The organism is Ktedonobacter racemifer DSM 44963, assembly GCF_000178855.1.
Lineage (GTDB): Bacteria > Chloroflexota > Ktedonobacteria > Ktedonobacterales > Ktedonobacteraceae > Ktedonobacter > Ktedonobacter racemifer.
The window spans coordinates 3,564,027-3,581,296 of record NZ_ADVG01000001.1 but is presented as its reverse complement, the minus strand read 5'-3'; the positions used below and the strand labels follow the sequence as shown (position 1 = coordinate 3,581,296).

Annotated in this window: 13 protein-coding genes and 1 pseudogene; 7 read left to right on the top strand and 7 right to left on the bottom strand. The window is 54.8% G+C overall.

The genetic code is table 11. The features are described from left to right. Positions 1-111 precede the first annotated feature (111 nt). Positions 112-933, bottom strand: coding sequence for an IS6 family transposase (locus tag KRAC_RS15170; protein ID WP_007908396.1), 822 nt, complete (start codon positions 931-933; stop codon positions 112-114). Between the two features lie 270 nt (positions 934-1,203). Here KRAC_RS15170 and KRAC_RS15165 point away from each other — a divergent pair, with 270 nt between their 5' ends. After that, positions 1,204-1,446 (top strand): transcriptional regulator, encoded by a 243-nt coding sequence (locus tag KRAC_RS15165; protein ID WP_075164294.1) that lies wholly within the window; start codon positions 1,204-1,206, stop codon positions 1,444-1,446. 276 nt (positions 1,447-1,722) lie between these two features. Next, positions 1,723-2,562: a HEAT repeat domain-containing protein gene (locus tag KRAC_RS65925; protein ID WP_075164293.1), complete on the top strand. Its 840-nt coding sequence runs from the start codon at positions 1,723-1,725 to the stop codon at positions 2,560-2,562. A 234-nt stretch (positions 2,563-2,796) separates the two neighbouring features. Here KRAC_RS65925 and KRAC_RS79485 read toward each other — a convergent pair. Further along, positions 2,797-3,081 (bottom strand): annotated as a pseudogene (locus KRAC_RS79485) (UPF0758 domain-containing protein); the annotation flags it as partial. 205 nt (positions 3,082-3,286) lie between these two features. Here KRAC_RS79485 and KRAC_RS15155 point away from each other — a divergent pair. Both KRAC_RS15155 and KRAC_RS15150 read left to right on the top strand, forming a co-directional pair. Beyond that, positions 3,287-3,880, top strand: a complete 594-nt coding sequence (locus tag KRAC_RS15155) for an RNA polymerase sigma factor (RefSeq protein ID WP_007908386.1) — start codon at positions 3,287-3,289, stop codon at positions 3,878-3,880. Next, entirely contained in the window at positions 3,877-5,460 is a 1,584-nt protein-coding gene (locus KRAC_RS15150) for an outer membrane protein assembly factor BamB family protein (protein ID WP_007908384.1), read from the top strand. Before KRAC_RS15155 ends, KRAC_RS15150 begins: the two co-directional genes overlap by 4 nt. Positions 5,461-5,535: 75 nt before the next feature. Here KRAC_RS15150 and KRAC_RS15145 read toward each other — a convergent pair whose 3' ends face one another. Both KRAC_RS15145 and KRAC_RS61620 read right to left on the bottom strand, forming a co-directional pair. Beyond that, positions 5,536-5,916, bottom strand: a complete 381-nt coding sequence (locus KRAC_RS15145) for a hypothetical protein (RefSeq protein ID WP_007908381.1) — start codon at positions 5,914-5,916, stop codon at positions 5,536-5,538. Between the two features lie 526 nt (positions 5,917-6,442). Further along, positions 6,443-8,146 carry a molybdopterin-dependent oxidoreductase gene (locus KRAC_RS61620; RefSeq protein WP_007908379.1) on the bottom strand — a complete coding sequence of 568 codons (1,704 nt, stop codon included), beginning with the start codon at positions 8,144-8,146 and terminating at the stop codon, positions 6,443-6,445. A gap of 217 nt (positions 8,147-8,363) precedes the next feature. On the opposite strand from KRAC_RS61620, the gene KRAC_RS15135 reads away from it, so the two are divergent. Next, a complete protein-coding gene (locus tag KRAC_RS15135; RefSeq protein WP_007908376.1) occupies positions 8,364-9,188 on the top strand; it encodes a class I SAM-dependent methyltransferase in 825 nt (274 codons plus the stop codon). 7 nt (positions 9,189-9,195) lie between these two features. Here the strand turns inward: KRAC_RS15135 and KRAC_RS15130 are convergent, their stop codons facing one another. From KRAC_RS15130 to KRAC_RS15120, 3 genes are all read right to left on the bottom strand, one after another. Next, positions 9,196-10,038, bottom strand: coding sequence for a GNAT family N-acetyltransferase (locus KRAC_RS15130; RefSeq protein ID WP_007908374.1), 843 nt, complete (start codon positions 10,036-10,038; stop codon positions 9,196-9,198). Then, the gene (locus tag KRAC_RS15125) at positions 10,039-11,913 is read right to left on the bottom strand and encodes an ABC transporter ATP-binding protein (RefSeq protein ID WP_007908373.1); all 1,875 of its coding nucleotides are present in this window, start codon (positions 11,911-11,913) and stop codon (positions 10,039-10,041) included. 92 nt (positions 11,914-12,005) lie between these two features. After that, positions 12,006-13,796, bottom strand: coding sequence for an ABC transporter ATP-binding protein (locus tag KRAC_RS15120; protein ID WP_007908367.1), 1,791 nt, complete (start codon positions 13,794-13,796; stop codon positions 12,006-12,008). A 703-nt stretch (positions 13,797-14,499) separates the two neighbouring features. On the opposite strand from KRAC_RS15120, the gene KRAC_RS15115 reads away from it, so the two are divergent. Together KRAC_RS15115 and KRAC_RS15110 are read left to right on the top strand one after the other, a co-directional pair. Further along, positions 14,500-15,510 (top strand): helix-turn-helix transcriptional regulator, encoded by a 1,011-nt coding sequence (locus KRAC_RS15115; protein ID WP_007908366.1) that lies wholly within the window; start codon positions 14,500-14,502, stop codon positions 15,508-15,510. A gap of 267 nt (positions 15,511-15,777) precedes the next feature. After that, positions 15,778-17,208, top strand: a complete 1,431-nt coding sequence (locus KRAC_RS15110) for a DUF512 domain-containing protein (protein ID WP_007908365.1) — start codon at positions 15,778-15,780, stop codon at positions 17,206-17,208. Positions 17,209-17,270: the final 62 nt, after the last annotated feature.

The following is a 17,270-nucleotide window of genomic DNA, read 5'->3' as shown; positions in this document are numbered from 1 at the left end:
TTTTCCTTCCCCATCAATTGACAGTAGATCGTTCCCATGTCAGTTCTGTCAGAACTGAGCGCACAGAAGCTCATAAAAGATCCATGACAACTGATTACAACTTATCTCTTTCTATGAAGCTGCTTGTAGGAGTGCTTGCAAGGCCACAAGCCGATCGAGGAAAACGCGTCGTCGTTCGGAGAGTGAGAGCGATTCTCCCATGATGGGGCGCGGATGGAGATCATTCCGTAGCTCGTCAAAAGCACAACAAAAACGTGCCGTCGCCTCAAATACGCCAAATCCTCGCATGGGAGAGTACCGCTGTTTGATACCTCGGTGGTCTTGCTCCAGACGATTGTTGAGATACTTGTTGGTCCTCTGCTGGACATGATTGCCCATTGTCTCGCGGAGAGCTCGTGGATAGGAACCGTGCCCATCTGTCGTAACAGACTCTGGCGTATGCCCAACCACAGCAACTGCCTGCTTGAAAAACCGCGGCGCGGCCTCCATATTCCGTTTCTCACTCAACATGGAATCAACGAGATGGCCATCGTGATCAATCGCGCGATACAGATAGCACCACTTTCCGTGGACCTTGAGGGAGGTTTCGCCCACATACCAGGATGTTCCCGCTTGCCCTCGTCGTTTCATCCGCAACTGGTTCGCTATGAGTGGGGAAAATCGCGCTTCCCAGTCTCGAACCGTTTCATGCGTGAACACGATGCCCCGTTCCAGAAACATTTCAGCGAGATCCCGCAGGCTCAACTTGTATCGGAGCCGCCACAGGACAACCAGAAGAACCACATCGGTGGGATATTCCAGGAAATTGAAAGGTGTTCCTGTACGCTCGTTGAAGAAATGCTTGCAAGCTGAGCAACGGAACCTGCGATAGCCGAGCGTGGTTTTCGGGGTTTGCTCTTTGGTGGTGGCTGAGGCACAATGTGGGCAGTTCATGAAGCACTCCGTCTCAGATGAGTCGTTGTTCTTTTGAGCATACCTCGCAAACAATCACCACGACAAGCCTTCTTCCGAATTCTGACAGAACCGTGTGGTGTGTCTGGGTAAGAGGGCAGGTGAGTGCTGTGCGTCAGGTGGCAGCAGGGGGAAGGAGTTGCGTGAGTGGGTGTGCAGGCGTGGGAGGGAGGAGGGGATGAGGAGAGGGACGAGATGAGGTACAATAGAGGCGTAATTTGGGTAGCGAGAGAAGGAAGGTATGCGAGCATCATGCGGTTGACGAAGACGGCAGCGGGGGTGAAGGTATTTTCGATGTTGCCGTGGGAGAGGGAGGAGTTGGCGGCGCTGGCTGTGCAAGGGAGGGAGTGGGTGCCCTTTTCGAGTACAGGCAAGCAGCAGCGGGTGCTGGGCCAGATTCACAGCCAGTCGCGCGAGATTGCGTTGGAGAAGGGCGTGGAGATTTACGATCGGCAAGTGGTGGTGTTGGGTCCCGTGGAGCGGAGCACACGGTAAGCGAAGGAGGCGCGAGGCGAGGATGCCTGGGTCGTGGATGGTCTGGGCGCCTGCGCGGCGACGAGGGGCGAAGAGGGGGCGAGCACAACCTCGAGGATGAGGGGGAGCATGCTTTCGATGAGCAGATGCCCCATCCCGACGTGGGTGGTCTGGGGCGATGGGATTGCAGATGTGGAGGAGGATGAGAGCCATGATGGATTTTTTCTGTCTCTCTTGTGGAAGCGAGAGAACAAGAGCTCACCTCACCAGGTGGACAGTTCTTCTTCAGGAGGAAGGATGAGCGAACATATGCTGCATCAGGAGGGAGATGCCGGCACGCACACGACTGAGGAGTTGCTGCACGTTGCTCTGACCGAAGTGGACGAGGATGTCGCGTGGCGAGCTATTGCGGAGTTGCAGGGACGTGGCGACCGCGATGTCTTCGATCGTGCTTGCAGGCTATGTCAAATGGAGGATGCGTTGGCGCGTCGCGTCGGAGCCGATATTCTCGGCCAACTGGGGGTGCGCTTTGGTCAACCAGGCCGCGCCTTTCATGAAGAGACGATGGCGGTCCTGCTGGCAATGGTAGAGCACGAGCAAGACCCGCGCGTTCTGCATGCCGTTGCGATAGCGCTGGGTCACCGCCAGGACCCACGAGCGATTGAGCCACTGGTCACGTTGAAGAACCACCCGGATGCGCGTGTGCGCTATGCAGTCGTCCATGGTGTCTCGGGCCATGAGGAAGAGTTGGCAATCCAGGCCTTGATTGAACTCTCCACAGACCCTGATGCTGATGTACGTGATTGGGCGACGTTTGGCCTGGGATCGCAGCTCAATTCGGACACTCCCGCCATTCGCGCGGCCCTGTTCGCCCGTCTTACTGATGAGGAGAGTGATACTCGCGGCGAAGCCATGGTTGGACTGGCCCGTCGTCACGATCGAGGGATGGTTGAACTGCTGCTTAACGATCTGGAGGCGGGTTGGTTTGGAAGCCTGCTGATAGAAGCGGCCGCTGAGATCGGCGATCCTTGCCTGTATCCGGTCCTGCTCCGGCTGCGAGAGGAATGGGAGGGCGACAAGGAGAACTGGCGCTACAAGGAATTGGAAGAAGCCATCACTCGCTGCCAACCTGCATAGAGAGCACAACCTCTTGCTACTTGCTGTTGGTTGTGTGGCGAGATAAGCCCATCCTGCACCAATTTCGATGGAGAGCCATCTATCTTCCATTTCCTCATGTTCTAAAAACATAAGTTCCATACGCACCAGGTTAGCCACGTCATCCGCCGAGCGAATCTGATATTTTTGGTCATGCTGAAGCATGCTGAGGCGCTTGCCAAGCTCAAGCGCAGCCTTAAGTTGTGCGGCTTTCGCCAGCCCAAGCCCATACTCTTCACTTAATTGGTGAAAGCTGGCGCTCATCAATCCTCCCAGGCCCCCGTACTTGGCTAGCAGTTTCCCAGCCATCTCCATGACATTGTCGCGCTGGGTTCCGGTGCGCAGGATGATCGCCAGCAGGTCCGCGTTCGACAGTGAATCTGCACCCTGCTTCTGCAGGCGTTCCCGCGGTCGTTCATCGTGGGGAAGGTCGTGTACTGTGGCGTGATATTCCGCGCGTACAGGCGGCTGTAGCTCGTCGTCATAGGCGCGTTCGCGCATGCTATCTCTCCTTAGGTAAACTCATCGAATCACTTCTATGGAGAAGAGTATGCCGACCGCCCGGAAAAGACAATAGGCAAAATAGGAAGTAAGCAAGTCAATTATCCGGGAATAATAGGAAGTATCCAGGTGGCACGCAGGAAAAGCGCACTCACCTGCGTTACAGGGAAGAGAACGAGAAGATACATGAAGGCGAGGATAACTATTGATTTACCAGGTCTTTGGCGAAGGACCTCCAGACTGCTTAGGAGAAGAGATCTCTCTTGAACAGTTAGTGGCGCAGGCTCGTGGGGGAGATGCTACCGCGTTTGCCCGCCTCTTTGAAGCCTTTAACGCGCCCATTTGTACCTATCTAGCCCGCCTGGTGGGAAATGATGAGCTGGGGCGTGACCTGGCCCAGGATACCTTCCTGAAGGCCTGGAAGGGCTTATCGAGCCTACAGGGCGAGATACAGTTTCGTGCCTGGCTCTATCGCATTGCGACCAACGTAGCCTACTCACACCTGCGTCATACACGGCATGTACGCTGGCTACCCTGGATCCAGGTAAGCGAGAACGAAAGTCCAAGCATCGAGGGACCGGAGGAATGGGTGAGCGAAGTAGATACGATTCAGCATGCCTTGCGTCAGCTATCGCCACAATATCGAGCATGTTTGCTGCTCCAGGTTATTGAAGGCTTTTCGCAACGCGAGATCGCGCGCATGCTGCATATCAGCGAGAAGAGTGTAGGCTCAAATGTCTCACGCGCTCGCGAGCAGTTTCGTCGGTTCTATCAGCCTACGAAAGGAGTAACGGAATGAGGAAGCAGCAGAGGCGGCCTGTTTCCACGCCCTGTGTTCAGTGGCAAGCGCAACTGGCCAGCTTGCATAGGAATGATCTTCTGCCGCGTGAGCGGGAGGCGTTAAGAGCCCACCTTCTGGAGTGCTCCGCCTGTGCTCAGGCTCAGGCAGACTACCGGGCCATGGATGCCGCTCTTCGTAGTTTACCGCCAGTCGCTCCCCTGCCTCAACTTCCCAGGGAACTGGCGGAAGCTGTGTACAAACAGCAGAGAGGAACAAGAATGCTCAAGGACGACATGCAGACCAAAGGCATAACCGGTGATCTTGAAGTGATTGACCTGGATGAACAGCTCGCGAAGCGTGCACGCAAAGTCGGTTCCAGGCCAGCGCTCCCGCCCAGGCCCGAGCGACATGTAAGCCGTCCCGTACGTATCATCAGCTCGCTTGTCGCGGTTCTGGTGGTGGCGGTCCTGGCTGGAGGAGCCTTGTTCCTCTTCTCGGACCATTCTGGTCCCGATAGCAGTGTGACGGGTTCGCAAGTGCCTTTAAACGCCAAAGTGCTCTATACTACCAGTCCAGAGATTCCCGGTCAGGTGAAGAAGGCAAGCATCTACGCGGTAAACCCGCAGAACGGCTCGACCTATTGGAAAACCACGTTCAAGACCAAACTGGCGATAAACGAACTGGTTCCATATAAGAATACACTCTTTGCGCCAGGTGAGGATGGCAATCTGTATGCGCTGAGCGCGAAGACAGGTAAAGTCCTCTGGAAATACGCGCTCAAGGATACTTCGAGCGGTAATGTTCCCGACTCCCCCATTGCCTACGGAAACACGGTCTACTTTAGCACAGACAGTGGCTTTTACGCCGTAAGTATCTATGATGGGAAATTGCTCTGGCACGTGGCGAAACCCTGCAAACCGCGACCTTCGAACGGCATAGTTGATCCTGCCTGTACTCATGATTTGAGTGCGGTTGCTAATGGGAAGGTATATGGTTTCTTCGATGGCCTCTATGCCTTTGATGCCAGCAATGGGAAGCAGCTGTGGCATAATGCACAGCTACTTACTAAAGGTTTTTCGAACGTAGTAATCTCTGGGAAGTACCTGTATACGATTGCTGGTTTGCATCTTGATGTGCTGGATGCAGTTGATGGTAGGCAGGTGGACGTACCTGCGTTGGCGACCTCTGGGGAGGCAAATGGATTATTGGGTGCAGACGGAGTAGTATACTATTCTACAGCAAACCAGTTCGTCGCTCTTCAGGGCACGGAGGTACTCTGGAGGCAGAACTATAGTGGTGTCTTGCCCATGGCTTTCAGCCAGAAAACGCTTTTTGTAGAGACAATGAATCCTCTGGAAGCTACCAGTAAAGCATTTGGTTCTTACTTCTATGCCCTGGATGCTAGCACAGGGAAGATCAAGTGGCATTGGGGGGAAAAGGCTCCTGATGGGCAGGGAGTCTGGGGTCCAGGTTACTCCATCGCGTGGGATGGCAGGCTCTACTTCTTCTCCATGGGCCAGGTGAAGGGGAATAAATGGGTTGAGGGCCTCTGGGTCTTACATGATGGCAAACGTGACTTCTATCCTTTGCAGGATTAGAAAGCAGTACAAAGAAGAGGTGGAGACCTACGGCAGGCAGGTCTCCACCTCTTCTTTGTACTGCTTATAGGATGGTTAGCGTATATGTAACTCGTTGCGTGTGCGAAGCCGTGGCTTCGGGGTTTCGTGTTCGCGCTGTTGCAGCTCTAAGACAAGTTGCGTCACCGTAGCGGTCGTGGTCAATTCGGCTGGCTGGTGCTCAGCCTCCTGCGGCTCACTTGTCGCGGAAGGGAGGAAGCTTACAGCGGCCTCGCGGACCTGTGAGGAAGCGACCGGCTTGCGTGTTTCTCGTGATGTCTCTGTTCCTGGCGTTTGCATTGCCTGTTCCATTAACAGCGTGCCACAAACACCGCACATCCCATGGCTTGCCTTATACAGTTTTGGCAGCGGCAAAAGGGAGACCCGCTCGCCCGCGCTATCAATCAAGCGCAGGCACCATGCACACTGTCGTACCATAAATCCACACTATCCTTTCCCTCACGGTGCAAACGATACATAGCGACATAGTATGTCTCTGGTACTTGGGTGGGAACAGGACCGGTGAAGATCCGCCTCTGTGTATCGTCTTGCTGGTTTCAAAAATTAGTCAATATCGTCTGTTTGACTACCGTGTTACATCCTCCTTGTTATAATACCTTCCGCAGAAAGTAGTTTTCATCCTTTGTCTGAGAATTTGTACATGTAGATATGCGGCATTTCATATATTATCTCCCCTTTTCTACATACCTTCATACCCTCCACCATCTTTTCTTTGTACTGGTTGCTCGATTTTGTCTTTTATATGTAGTGCAGGCGTCCCACATGTCGTTGTCCTCTGACCTACTGTCACGGTGCGTAGCACTCAGATGCCAAAGAATAAGACAAAGGCAAGGCAAGATATTGATGGTTGCCTATTTTTTCCCTACATCTTAAACAACGAATGGCAGGCGAAAAAGTTGCAATTAATTTAATGTAATGCATCTTCATACACCTTTCGCCTGCATTAACGAACTGTAATGGAAATGGCGTGATAGCCCGATGAACCTGCGGGTGCGGGCGAGGCAATGGCTGGGTCCTGGACGTTGCCCTCCAGGTCGATTGCTCGCGCTACGACCGAGTACTGTCCCGCTTTGGGGGCCCAGGAAAGCTCCCACAAGACCCAGGTGATCTGCGAGAATGGTTTCTTCAGGGTTGCTCGCTGCCAGTTTGCACCGCCATCCAGGCTCACATCGACCTGGCTGATGCCTTTATTTCCCGAGAAGGCGACGCCGGCAATGTAGTTGGTCTGCCCGGCTGTGATGGTCGCCCCGGTCAGCGGCGTATCGATACGCGCAGTCATGCGCACTGGGGCGGCATCGTCCCAGCCGCGGTTCTGCCAGTAACCTTGAAAGTCGTAGTTGACGATCTCAATGCCTGTGATCCACTTCACGTGTTTCATGCCATAGATGCCAGGAACCAGGAGGCGAGCTGGGAAGCCATGCTGCTGCGGAAGGGTTTGCCCATTCATGCGCACGGCGACGAGGGTTGTTGGCTCCAGGGCCTTGCTCAGGTGAATGCTATCACTATAATCATCTGCCGCGTGCAGGACGACCTTGGTCGCGCCCTCTTTAACTCTTGCACGCTCCAGCAGCGTGGAGAGCGGGAAGCCTTCCCAGAGGGCGTTTCCCATATAGGGGCCGCCAACTTCGTTGCTGATGCACATGAGCGACTCATATTGCTGTTTGGTTGGAACCTGGAGGATCTCGTCATAGTTGAGTGTGTAGGGTGTGCGTACCTGTCCCTTGACCTCCATATGCCAGCCTCTGGCGTCGACTGTGGGATCGGAGACCAGGTTTTTGGAGACGGTATAGAACTGGTCGTTACTGGTAAGCTCTGGCGAGAGATTCTGCGCGGGCTGAAGCGTACCATAGTTAGGTGTAGGTGGTGGCACGATTTTACGCTTGAAGTTCTGTGTAATTTGCGCAACATTCGTGCCCGCGCTTCCAAGTCCATTGGAGATAAAGCGCCACGCCAGGTAACCCATGACGCCTACGCCCAGTACCAGGCCGCCGCTACGCAGGACATCGCGGCGCGTCTGACGAGAGCGTTCGCGAGCCGCCTGCGCGCCCAGCGTCTCGCGTGCCACCTGCTCACGTACGCTAAACAGATTGCGGAGCAGGACGTAGAGCAGGCCATAGACCAGGCCAACCACGCCCATACTCCACATGCTGCCACTAAGGCCGCTGGTTGTGTTAGTACCAAAGAGACCGCTGCCAAAGAGGGGAAGCAGAAGTAAACCGCTGAACAGCCAGAGCAGAAGCGCCAGGAGGAGTCCAGCGCTCCATCTCATGGTTGTATTCTTGCCATCCGGGCGTGGATGCGCGATACTGGAATGCACGCTTGCCTGGTTAAAGAGACCGCCTGCGAGACCGAAGACTGCGCACTGCCCTACCACAACGATGGCGACGAGAACGTGTTTGGCGTCGTCGCCAATCAACTGGTGCAGAAAGGCGAAGAGGGGCGCAGGCATAAGTTGGGTGATCCAACTGCCCATCTCTTCGGGCAGCGAGACGCCATGAAATTCGATATTGAGCAGGAGCATGATGCCGGTGGCAAGAATACCTGCGGCAAGTCCCGCTAAGAAGCCATTGGCAAAAAGCTCCTGGCGCGCCTGTGCTTCTGGCGGTGGCGTCTGCTCGGGTTGGGTTGGTGGTTGTGTCGTTTGCACGGTGATGCCTCTGTCTGTAAGAAAATAGAAAGGTTCCTGATTGAATCAGATTGTTCTTAGATTCACACGTTGTCTACAAGCTTCTTTTACAGAGATGCTGGATATGTAGTAATCGTATCATTACGGGGAACTTTGTGTAGCCTTGAGCCTATGGCTGTGCGTACTATAAATGCTATCTTATCAATCTGCTGGCTTTGTGCCTGAAAGGAGGCCTACCATGATGGGCAGGGATTCGACGGATCTGACGCTGGAGATGCTTAACGAAGAGGTGCGCATGATTTGGGACGCTAACGCACCTTTCTGGGCGAGCTATATGGGCGCTGAAGGGAATAGTTTTCATCGCTTACTGGTTGCCCCATCTGCTGAACGATTGCTAGCTTTACAAGCTGGAGAGGAGGTATTGGAGCTTGCCTGCGGGGGTGGTCTTTTTGTCAAACAGATGGCACGCCTGGGAGCCAGAGTGGTCGCCACAGACTTCAGCTCGGTTTTTCTAGAGCTTGCGCGGGAGCGCGTCGCCGAGTTCGAGGACCAGGTCCAGTTTGTGCAGGTGGATGCCACGCATGAAGAAGAGATTGTCGCCCTGGGTGAGCAGCGTTTTGATGCCGCGGTTTGCAATATGGGCATCATGGACATGGCGGAGATTGATCCCTTGATGCGCGGCCTGGCGCAGGTGCTTAAGCCTGGAGGGCGCTTCGTCTTTACGATTATGCATCCCTGTTTCAATTCATCACATGTAACGATGGGAGTTGAGACCAGGGATGAGAGTGGCGAGATCATCACGGAGCGCTTCCTGAAGAAAACAAAGTATTTGTATATGGAGCCTGAGAAGGGCACGGGCATCGTCGGCCAACCTCTCCCTCAGTACTATTTTCATCGTCCGCTGCACAAACTTCTCGGAAGTGCCTTCCGTGTGGGCTTTACCATGGATGGTATCGAGGAGCCAGCCTTTGGCGGAATCGAGGAACCAAAGGCCAGAGTGCACTGGCCAGATTTCCACGAGTTCCCCCCTGTACTGGCAGTGCGCTTACGCCTGCGTCAATAAAACAGTGTTATCCTGCTTGCCAGGTGCTTGCGGGGAGAAAGTAGAACTCAAAGGTGCAGAGCTCTTCAAAGCCGAGGCGGCGGTAGATGGGAAGCCCCATCTTTGATGATTGCAGGGTGGCGTAGTGGTAGCCCCTGGCGTAGGCGCTGCGCAGGGCGGCCAGCGTCACAGCTCGTCCGATACCGCGTCCCCGTTCCTCGGGCAGAGTGCAGACGTTATAGATTCCAGCCAGGCCCCCGCCAGGGCTAAGCAGTGAGGTGCCAACCACGCGCCCCTTGCGTAACGCACTGTAGGGGCGATAGTGCTCCGATTGGCGATAGCCCTGGCGCTGTAATATATCGAGCAAGAGGGTTGTGACAAAGGGCGGGAAACTGCTTCCCTCCGAGAGGGTATATATCCATTGCTCCATCTCAGCGGCATTTTCCACTACTTTGATCGTGATCCCCACTGGCGGAGCCTCATCGAGAGGGAGGTTCCGTAGGTCAACGGCCATACCTGGCAGGCGTTCATCCAGTGCCAGTCCGTGCTTGAGCAGGTGTTTCCCCAGATTGTCTGGCGTCGTCGAGGGAAAGGTTAGCCACGCCATCGGCAGATCTCGCTCGCGAAAAGGCGCCAGCAGGCGTTCAATCTGGGTGTCTATGTTCTCAGTCGAGAGTTGGGCGCGGATGATGCCATTAAACATAGAGAGCTGGGTTCCAGAGAGAAACCAGTCAACCTCTGGTGTAGAGTGGATCTGGCAGCCGAGCACGCGGCCCCAGAGGGCCGCGGTCTCCTGAACGTTTGCCTCCATGGCACGCACGAGGCCTTCGCGCGTGCCAGAGCCAGATGTAGATGTAAAGATTTTCGCCATTTAGCGTACCTCTTCGGGTTGAGGCGTGGTTGCCTGGTCTATCTCATCCAGAACTGAGGCATGTACCTCCACAAAGCCCTCGCCCGGCTTATAGTCTGGCGATTGGTGGCGGAAGTAGGTATTGTACAGGTGAGCGTAGTGCCCCCCCTGGCGCATCAGGTGCTCATGGTTGCCCTCTTCGACGATGCGACCACGGTTGAGCACGATAATACGGTCGGCCTGTTTGATGGTCGAGAGTCGGTGCGCGATCAGGATGGCAGTGCGGTCCTCGAGGAGAATGTCCAGGCCCTCCTGAATCTGAGACTCCGTCAGGGGATCAACGCTGGCGGTGGCCTCGTCGAGGATGAGGATGGCGGGATCTTGCAAGAGCACGCGTGCCAGGGCCACAAGCTGACGCTGACCCATGGAGAGCGCCTTGCCCTCTTCGCCAACCTGCGTCTCCAATCCCTCAGGTAGCGCTTCAATCCAATCACCATCGCCAATCTGGCGTGCTATCTGAAGCACCTCGGCGTCGCTGGCCCCTGGCCGCGCGTAGCGAATATTCTCCGCGACAGTGCCTGAGAAAAGGAAGGGGACCTGGGGCACGATGCCCAGGCGGCGGCGATAATCGTGCAGATCGAAGCTACGAATATCACTCTTATCGATAAGCAACTTGCCACCCTGGTACTCATAGAAGCGTGCGACGAGCTTGGCTATGCTGGATTTACCCGCGCCGGTGTGCCCGACGAAGGCGACCGTCTCGCCAGCCTGGATCTTCAGATTGAAGTCAGGCAGCACCGTCTGGCGGTCATCATAGCTAAAGAACATGTCCTGGAACTCGATCTCGCCCTTAAGGGCTGGCACCATTTCGTTACCCGTCTGATGTACGCGAGGCTCGGCGTCGAGCAGAGCGAAGACACGCTCACTGGCGGAGAGACCAAGCTGAAACTGGCTCCAGAAAGAGGCGATGCTGGTCACCGGGAACCAGAGTGAGGCGATGCCCTGTACGAAGAGAAACCAGTCGCCAGCGGTGATACTGTGGTTGAGGACGTTATGCCCACCAAAGTAGATCACCAGGGTTGAACCCAGGTTTGCGATAGCGACCAGGACAGGGAAGACCCCGTTATAGAGGATGCCAGAACGAACATCGACGTGAAAGGCTTGGGTGTTGATCTCCTTGAAATCGTTGTACATGTTCTGTTCCTGGCGGAAGTTCTTGGCAACGATGATGCCGCTGACCGCCTCCTGTACATTCGAGTTCACGCGTCCCATGGAGCGCTGTGAGCGCTGGGTCGCGGTGCGTGCCAGGTAGCGGAAGCCCAGCGCTACCAGCATGATTGCGGGCAGGATCGTAAAGGCGATCAACGCGAGCTGCCAGCTGCGGAAGAAGAGGATGATCGCGATCAGGATGAAGAGCAAGAACTGACTAAGCAGGTTGACGGTCAGGGTCACCACCGTGGCAAATTTATCCGTATCGGAGGTGACGCGACTGACGATCTTGCCCGACGAGAACTCATCGAAGAACGACATATCGCGATCCATCACCGCGTTAAAGGCGTCCTTGCGCAGTTGCAGCACGACATCTCCAACCGCGATGGCGGTGAGCCATTGGCGCAGCATATTGAAGACCCAGGAGAGGATGCCCGAAACCAGGAGCAGCGCCGCCAGCCAGATCGCTGTTTGTAGTGCCTTATTCGATACCAGGGTATCGATACCATTGGAGACGAGCAGGGGGAAGGCGGTGTCCATCAGCGTCTTGAGCACGACCAGGATGCTGACAACGACCACCACTCCCAACTTTGGTTTAAAGTAGCCTGCGATGCGCTTGATAAGCTGACCATCGGTATATGTTCGATCATAGGCCTCGGCGTCCAGGCCATCCATAAGAAAACCCATTGTTCGCTCTCTTTCCTCTCACTTCTTATGCGGAAACCAACGTCGCTCTCGCGACTAGCGCTTCGCGCTCAGGTTTCCGAAGAGGCACTCAACTATTCGCCACTGGCCAGAACAGCCTCCGGCGCCGCTACGTTCTCATAGTGTGAGAAGATGCGCTGGTAGGTGCGGCAGCGCTGCATCAACTCCTCGTGTGTACCCTGATCGATGACCTCGCCATTGCGCACAACGAGCACTTTATCCGCCCAGCGAATCTGTGAGATACGATGGGTGATAAGGAGGGTGGTGCGATTCTGGAGTACACGCTTGATTGCCTTCTGGATCTCATCCTCAGTGGCGCTATCGATGGCGCTGGTTGAGTCATCGAGGATGAGGATACGTGGATCCGTGAGGAGGGCGCGCGCGATCGCCAGGCGCTGGCGCTGACCGCCTGAGAGCATGACGCCACGTTCGCCGATGACGGTTTCGTATCCTTCTTTAAAGCTCATGATAAAGTCATGGGCCTGGGCATCTCTGGCCGCCTGCTCGATAGTGCTGGTATTGGCTTGTTGTCCCATGCCATAGGCGATATTGTCGGCGATTGAGCGCGAGAAGAGGAAGATGTCTTGCTCAATGGTCGAGATCTGTGAGCGGAGCGCATCCATATTCCAGTCGCGAACATCCTGCCCATCAATGAGCACACGTCCACTGCTGACATCATAGATGCGGTTGACCAGCTTGGTGACGGTGCTTTTGCCCGAACCAGTCTGGCCCACAATGGCGATAGTCTGTCCGGCTTTGGCCTGGAAGGAGACGTTCTTCAGGATAGGTGTCTCGCCATAGCCAAAGGAGACGTTTTCGAAGACGATATTGCCCTGGATCTGGGCCTTGTAGCCATCCTCGTTCTCGTCGATCTCCGTCTCCTCTTTCATCATATCGAGGACACGCCGCGAGCCAGCGATTCCCAGTTGGGCCAGGGTAAAGCTCCAGGTCGACATATCTGTGACGAAGCGCAGGTTTGTGGCCAGGCCAATGAATGTGACCAGTTGACCAATGGTGATCTGGTGTTGCAGGAGCAAGAACAGGCCATGCAGGAAACAGAAGGCCAGCGCGATACCCAGCAGAAGTGTTGGCAGGTATTGGCCCTGGATGATGCCGTTCTTGACGAAGAAGTCGCGATAGCGAGAGGCATTCTTTGTGAACTTCTCTTTCTCTTGCTCCTCCTGCGAGGTGGCTTTGATGACCTCGATGCCAGTAACCGCCTCATTCAGGATGGCGTTAGTCACGCCAAACTGTTCGCGCATCTCTCGCGAGACGGGATTGAGGCGTCGTGAGTAGAGGCGCAGTGTTAGCAGAAAGACCACCAGGTAGAGCAGCGGCACCAGCAGGAGCTGGATGTTCAAGATGCCGATGAAGATCATGATTGCCAACAGGCTTGAGAAGGAGTCGTAAATGATATCGAAGCCTGGGGAAACCATGTCGCTGATCTGCGACATATCATTGGTTGCACGCGCCATGATATCACCGACGCGCTGTCGATTATGGAACGATTGGCTCTTGCCTAAGAGACTGACATAGAGCTCCTCGCGTGCATCGCGGGCGAGGCTCTTGGCAACGATCTCAATCATGAAACGTGCGCCAAAGTCGATCAGGCCACAGCAAATGACCAGGGCGAGCATTTTGAGCGCGATAATGCCAACCTGTGCGCCATCTCCCTTGAGGACAGCATCAAAGGCATTACCGGTCAGCACGCGGGTCCCCGAGAAGGCAAAGTTCGTGATCAGAGCTAGCGCCATATACAGCAAGACGCGAAATTTATAGCGGAACAAATGCGAGATAATCCAGCGCGCAGGGCTGGCGCGGTTAAATGTATATTCATTAGAGACAGTAAACTCGCGTTTGGACAAGGGGTACCTCCGACGAGCTAGGATAAAAACAGACTACAAATACTGCCTATAAGGAAACCTGAGCGCGAAGCGCTAGCCACGGCAGTGGCGCCGCGTCCCCCATTCGGGGATTGGTTTCCGCATAAGATCTTACTTTTTATGTGGTCGTACATTTAAGTACACAGATGAGAATGAGGTATAGGCATGTATATGTCTATAAATAGACGCGGCAACTCCCTTCCACACAGAACAGCCTACAAAGGATGTCTTCCTTCTATCTATAACATTCTCCTGGTCACAGATACACGCTGATGAGTATACCATGAAGCGCTGCTTGCTTGTCTATGCCCTATTGGACAGTTTCTCTCAACACATCGCCTAAATAGTATAAGCGAGAAAACCTGCCATCTTCTGTCAGGAAAGCGATGAGTCTGATAGTACGTCTCACAACGCCAGCATGGTCCTATTCTTTCTTCTCCTGCTTCTTTTTGTCGCGTATGAAAGTGGTAAGACGGTGGGCAACGCTGCTAAAGCACGCGTCTATATATAATGGCACGATATACTTCGTATCGTGGGTCACCGGTTAAGGGCCACAGGCGCTGAGGAGTTTTTCATCATTTAGAATATACCCGCATATTCTTGTCACCTTTTGTCAGGAATATAGGGTAATATAGAGAAAAGAGAATGTGTTGACAAAACCAGGCAGCTTTGAAGGAGGGGCAGTATGCGTGCTGAGCGCTTGATCTCGATTTTGATGTTGTTGCAGACGCGGCGGCATGTAACGGCAGGCGAGCTTGCGGAGCGCCTGGAGGTCTCGGAGCGTACCGTCTATCGCGATGTTGAGGCTTTGAGTGCGGCAGGCATCCCGATCTATACCGAGCGTGGTCCAGGAGGCGGCTGTAAGCTGACAGATGGCTATCGAAGCAATCTGACAGGACTCAATGAGAATGAACTACGCTCGCTGCTGGTCCCTGGCTTTAGTCCAGCACTTCCAGAGGGGAAGGGCGAGAAGGCGCGAGACGCCGCGCTGCTAAAGGTACTGGCCGCCTTGCCTGCTGTGCAACGACGAAGCATCGAGCATGCACGCGAGCGGCTCTTCTTTGATCCACGACCCTGGTTTGTGGGCGAGGCCATTACGCCATTTCTCCCTCTGCTACGTGAGGCAGTCTGGCATGATCGCTATGTGCGCCTCTTTTATCATAAACCTAGTGCCGAGGTCGTCGAACGCCTGGTAGAGCCGCTGGGGCTCGTCTCCAAGGCAGGGATATGGTATCTGGTGGGACGTAACAAGCAACAGATGCGCGTCTATCGCCTCTCGCGTGTGCGAGATGTGGAGGTGCTGGAGGAGACATTTGAGCGCCCGCTCGATTTTGACCTGGAGCGCTACTGGACGGAGTGGAGTACAAACTTCCAGGAGAGTATCGCCACCTATAGTGTGACAGTGCGCGTCGCGCCAGAGTTTCTACCAATTTTGCCTATGATCATGGGCGAATCGGTGCGTCAATTGATTCGTGAGGCGGGACCCGGCGATGAAAAGGGACACATCACACTGACTCTGCGCTTCGAATCCAAAGAGACAACATGTAGCTTTATTCTGGGCTTTATCTACCGGCAAGAGGTAACCCCTGGCTCCTCTACCTTTGTACCAGGCATAGAGATTCTGGACCCACCAGAGATGCGCCAGGCCGTGCTAGAATGTGCCCGCAAGATCGTAGCCCTCTACAACGTCGAATAAAATGGCAAACTGCATTGTTTGTGAGAGAGGGGGACGCGGTACTATGGCGTGATAGAGTGTCCTGTGCATTTGACGTGAGAAGGCCCGCGGTTTATAATCTTGCGGATAGCATTCCTTTTCTTTGCGTGAGCTTATGTACGACGCTCTCTACCAGTCGTACAGCTTTTATAACGTTTTTCGTAGAGCCGGCACAGGTTCTCTCCCAATCGAGCGAAGATGTAGCAGGAGTAGTAAATTTTCTTCCCCCACAGGTTTCGAGGTTAAACAATGCCAAAACTATATGGATGGGTGCGTGAGGTAGTGCCCGAGAGCCCGGCTGACCACGCAGGGTTGCAGCCAGGCGATCTCATAAAAACAATCAATGGTCATCTTATTCGCGATCTCGTCGACTATCGTTTCTATGTGGCTGAGGAAGAGCTGCTCATTGGTTACGAGCGCCAGCAGGATGAGCGCTCAGTAGCGGTTGCCAAGCGTGCGGATGAGAATCTGGGTGTTCTCTTCGGTGAAGAGCCAGCCCCTTTTATTCGCCAGTGCGCCAACAAGTGTGTATTTTGTTTTATTAAGGGGCTTCCTGAGCGTTTCGCGCCTCAGCCGGGTCTCGAACATGGAATGCGCTCTTCGCTCTATATCAAGGATGACGACTACCGCTATTCCTTCCTCTTTGGAAACTTCATCACGCTCACTAATCTGAAAGAGCTTGACTGGCAGCGCCTGGACGAGCAGAAGCTCACGCCGCTCTACGTCTCGGTGCATTGCACCAATCCCGAACTGCGGCGCAAAATGGTCGACGGCCCGCGCGCGGGCGAGATCATTGAGCATATCAAGCGTTTGGGCGATATGGGTCTGACCTGTCATACCCAGCTTGTGCTGTGTCCCCCCATCAACGATGGCGAGGAACTGGAGCGCAGCATTCAGGAGCTGACCGCGCTGCGCCCAATTGTGGAGTCAATTTCAGCGGTGCCGGTGGGCCTGACCAAATATAATAATATGATTCAGCCGAGCGGCGACCTACCGGCGTTGCGTCCCTACACGCGTGAGGAGGCTGAGGTGGTGATTGACCAGGTGGAGGCGCATCAGCGACGTTTTGCCGCGGAGAATCCCGATGGCGATCCCTTTGTCTTTCTCTCCGACGAGTGGTACTACATCACGGGCCGTGAGTTCCCGCCCAGCGAGCACTATGGCCTCTTCTCGCAGATTGAGAATGGCGTTGGTATGACCCGCTTCCTGATAGAGCAGTGGAATCGCACCAGGCGTCGCTTGCCTGTTGAGATGCCCGAGCCGCGTCCCAGGCGTATTACCCTTGTAACCGGCACGATGGCGCAGCCTGTGATCGAGGGCTTCGCGCAGGATATTCGTGAGCAGGTACAAGGTATCGAGGTAAACGTCGTTCCCGTCATCAACCAATTCTTTGGCGCCCAGGTAACGGTCGCTGGCCTGCTATGCGGCCAGGATGTGCTGGAGACGCTTAAGGCCCAGGATGACCTCGGTGACCTGGTCTTACTATCGCGCGTCATGCTGGACAACGATGGTACGCGCTTCCTGGACGATATCACTGTCGAGGAGTTCAAAGCACAATTGCCCACACGGGTAGAATTTGTGCGCAATGCCCAGGAGACGGTTGAGGTTATTCGTACGCTTGCCGGTCTGCCTGCCGCGACACGTGGTCGCCAACTGGTACGCCTACAATCTCGCTTGTAGAGTCATAATCAAGGTTGTAAAGGCACGAAACGGCATATGCCGCGCTAGCGCGGCATATGCCG

Excerpts from the sequence above, each read along its gene's own strand:
- KRAC_RS15150 (WP_007908384.1), top strand. The coding sequence starts at position 3,877 with ATGAGGAAGCAGCAGAGGCGGCCTGTTTCCACGCCCTGTGTTCAGTGG.
- KRAC_RS15135 (WP_007908376.1), top strand. The coding sequence starts at position 8,364 with ATGATGGGCAGGGATTCGACGGATCTGACGCTGGAGATGCTTAACGAA.
- KRAC_RS65925 (WP_075164293.1), top strand. The coding sequence starts at position 1,723 with ATGAGCGAACATATGCTGCATCAGGAGGGAGATGCCGGCACGCACACG.
- KRAC_RS15125 (WP_007908373.1), bottom strand. The coding sequence starts at position 11,913 with ATGGGTTTTCTTATGGATGGCCTGGACGCCGAGGCCTATGATCGAACA.
- KRAC_RS15145 (WP_007908381.1), bottom strand. The coding sequence starts at position 5,916 with ATGGTACGACAGTGTGCATGGTGCCTGCGCTTGATTGATAGCGCGGGC.
- KRAC_RS15130 (WP_007908374.1), bottom strand. The coding sequence starts at position 10,038 with ATGGCGAAAATCTTTACATCTACATCTGGCTCTGGCACGCGCGAAGGC.
- KRAC_RS15115 (WP_007908366.1), top strand. The coding sequence starts at position 14,500 with ATGCGTGCTGAGCGCTTGATCTCGATTTTGATGTTGTTGCAGACGCGG.
- KRAC_RS15170 (WP_007908396.1), bottom strand. The coding sequence starts at position 933 with ATGAACTGCCCACATTGTGCCTCAGCCACCACCAAAGAGCAAACCCCG.
- KRAC_RS15110 (WP_007908365.1), top strand. The coding sequence starts at position 15,778 with ATGCCAAAACTATATGGATGGGTGCGTGAGGTAGTGCCCGAGAGCCCG.
- KRAC_RS15165 (WP_075164294.1), top strand. The coding sequence starts at position 1,204 with ATGCGGTTGACGAAGACGGCAGCGGGGGTGAAGGTATTTTCGATGTTG.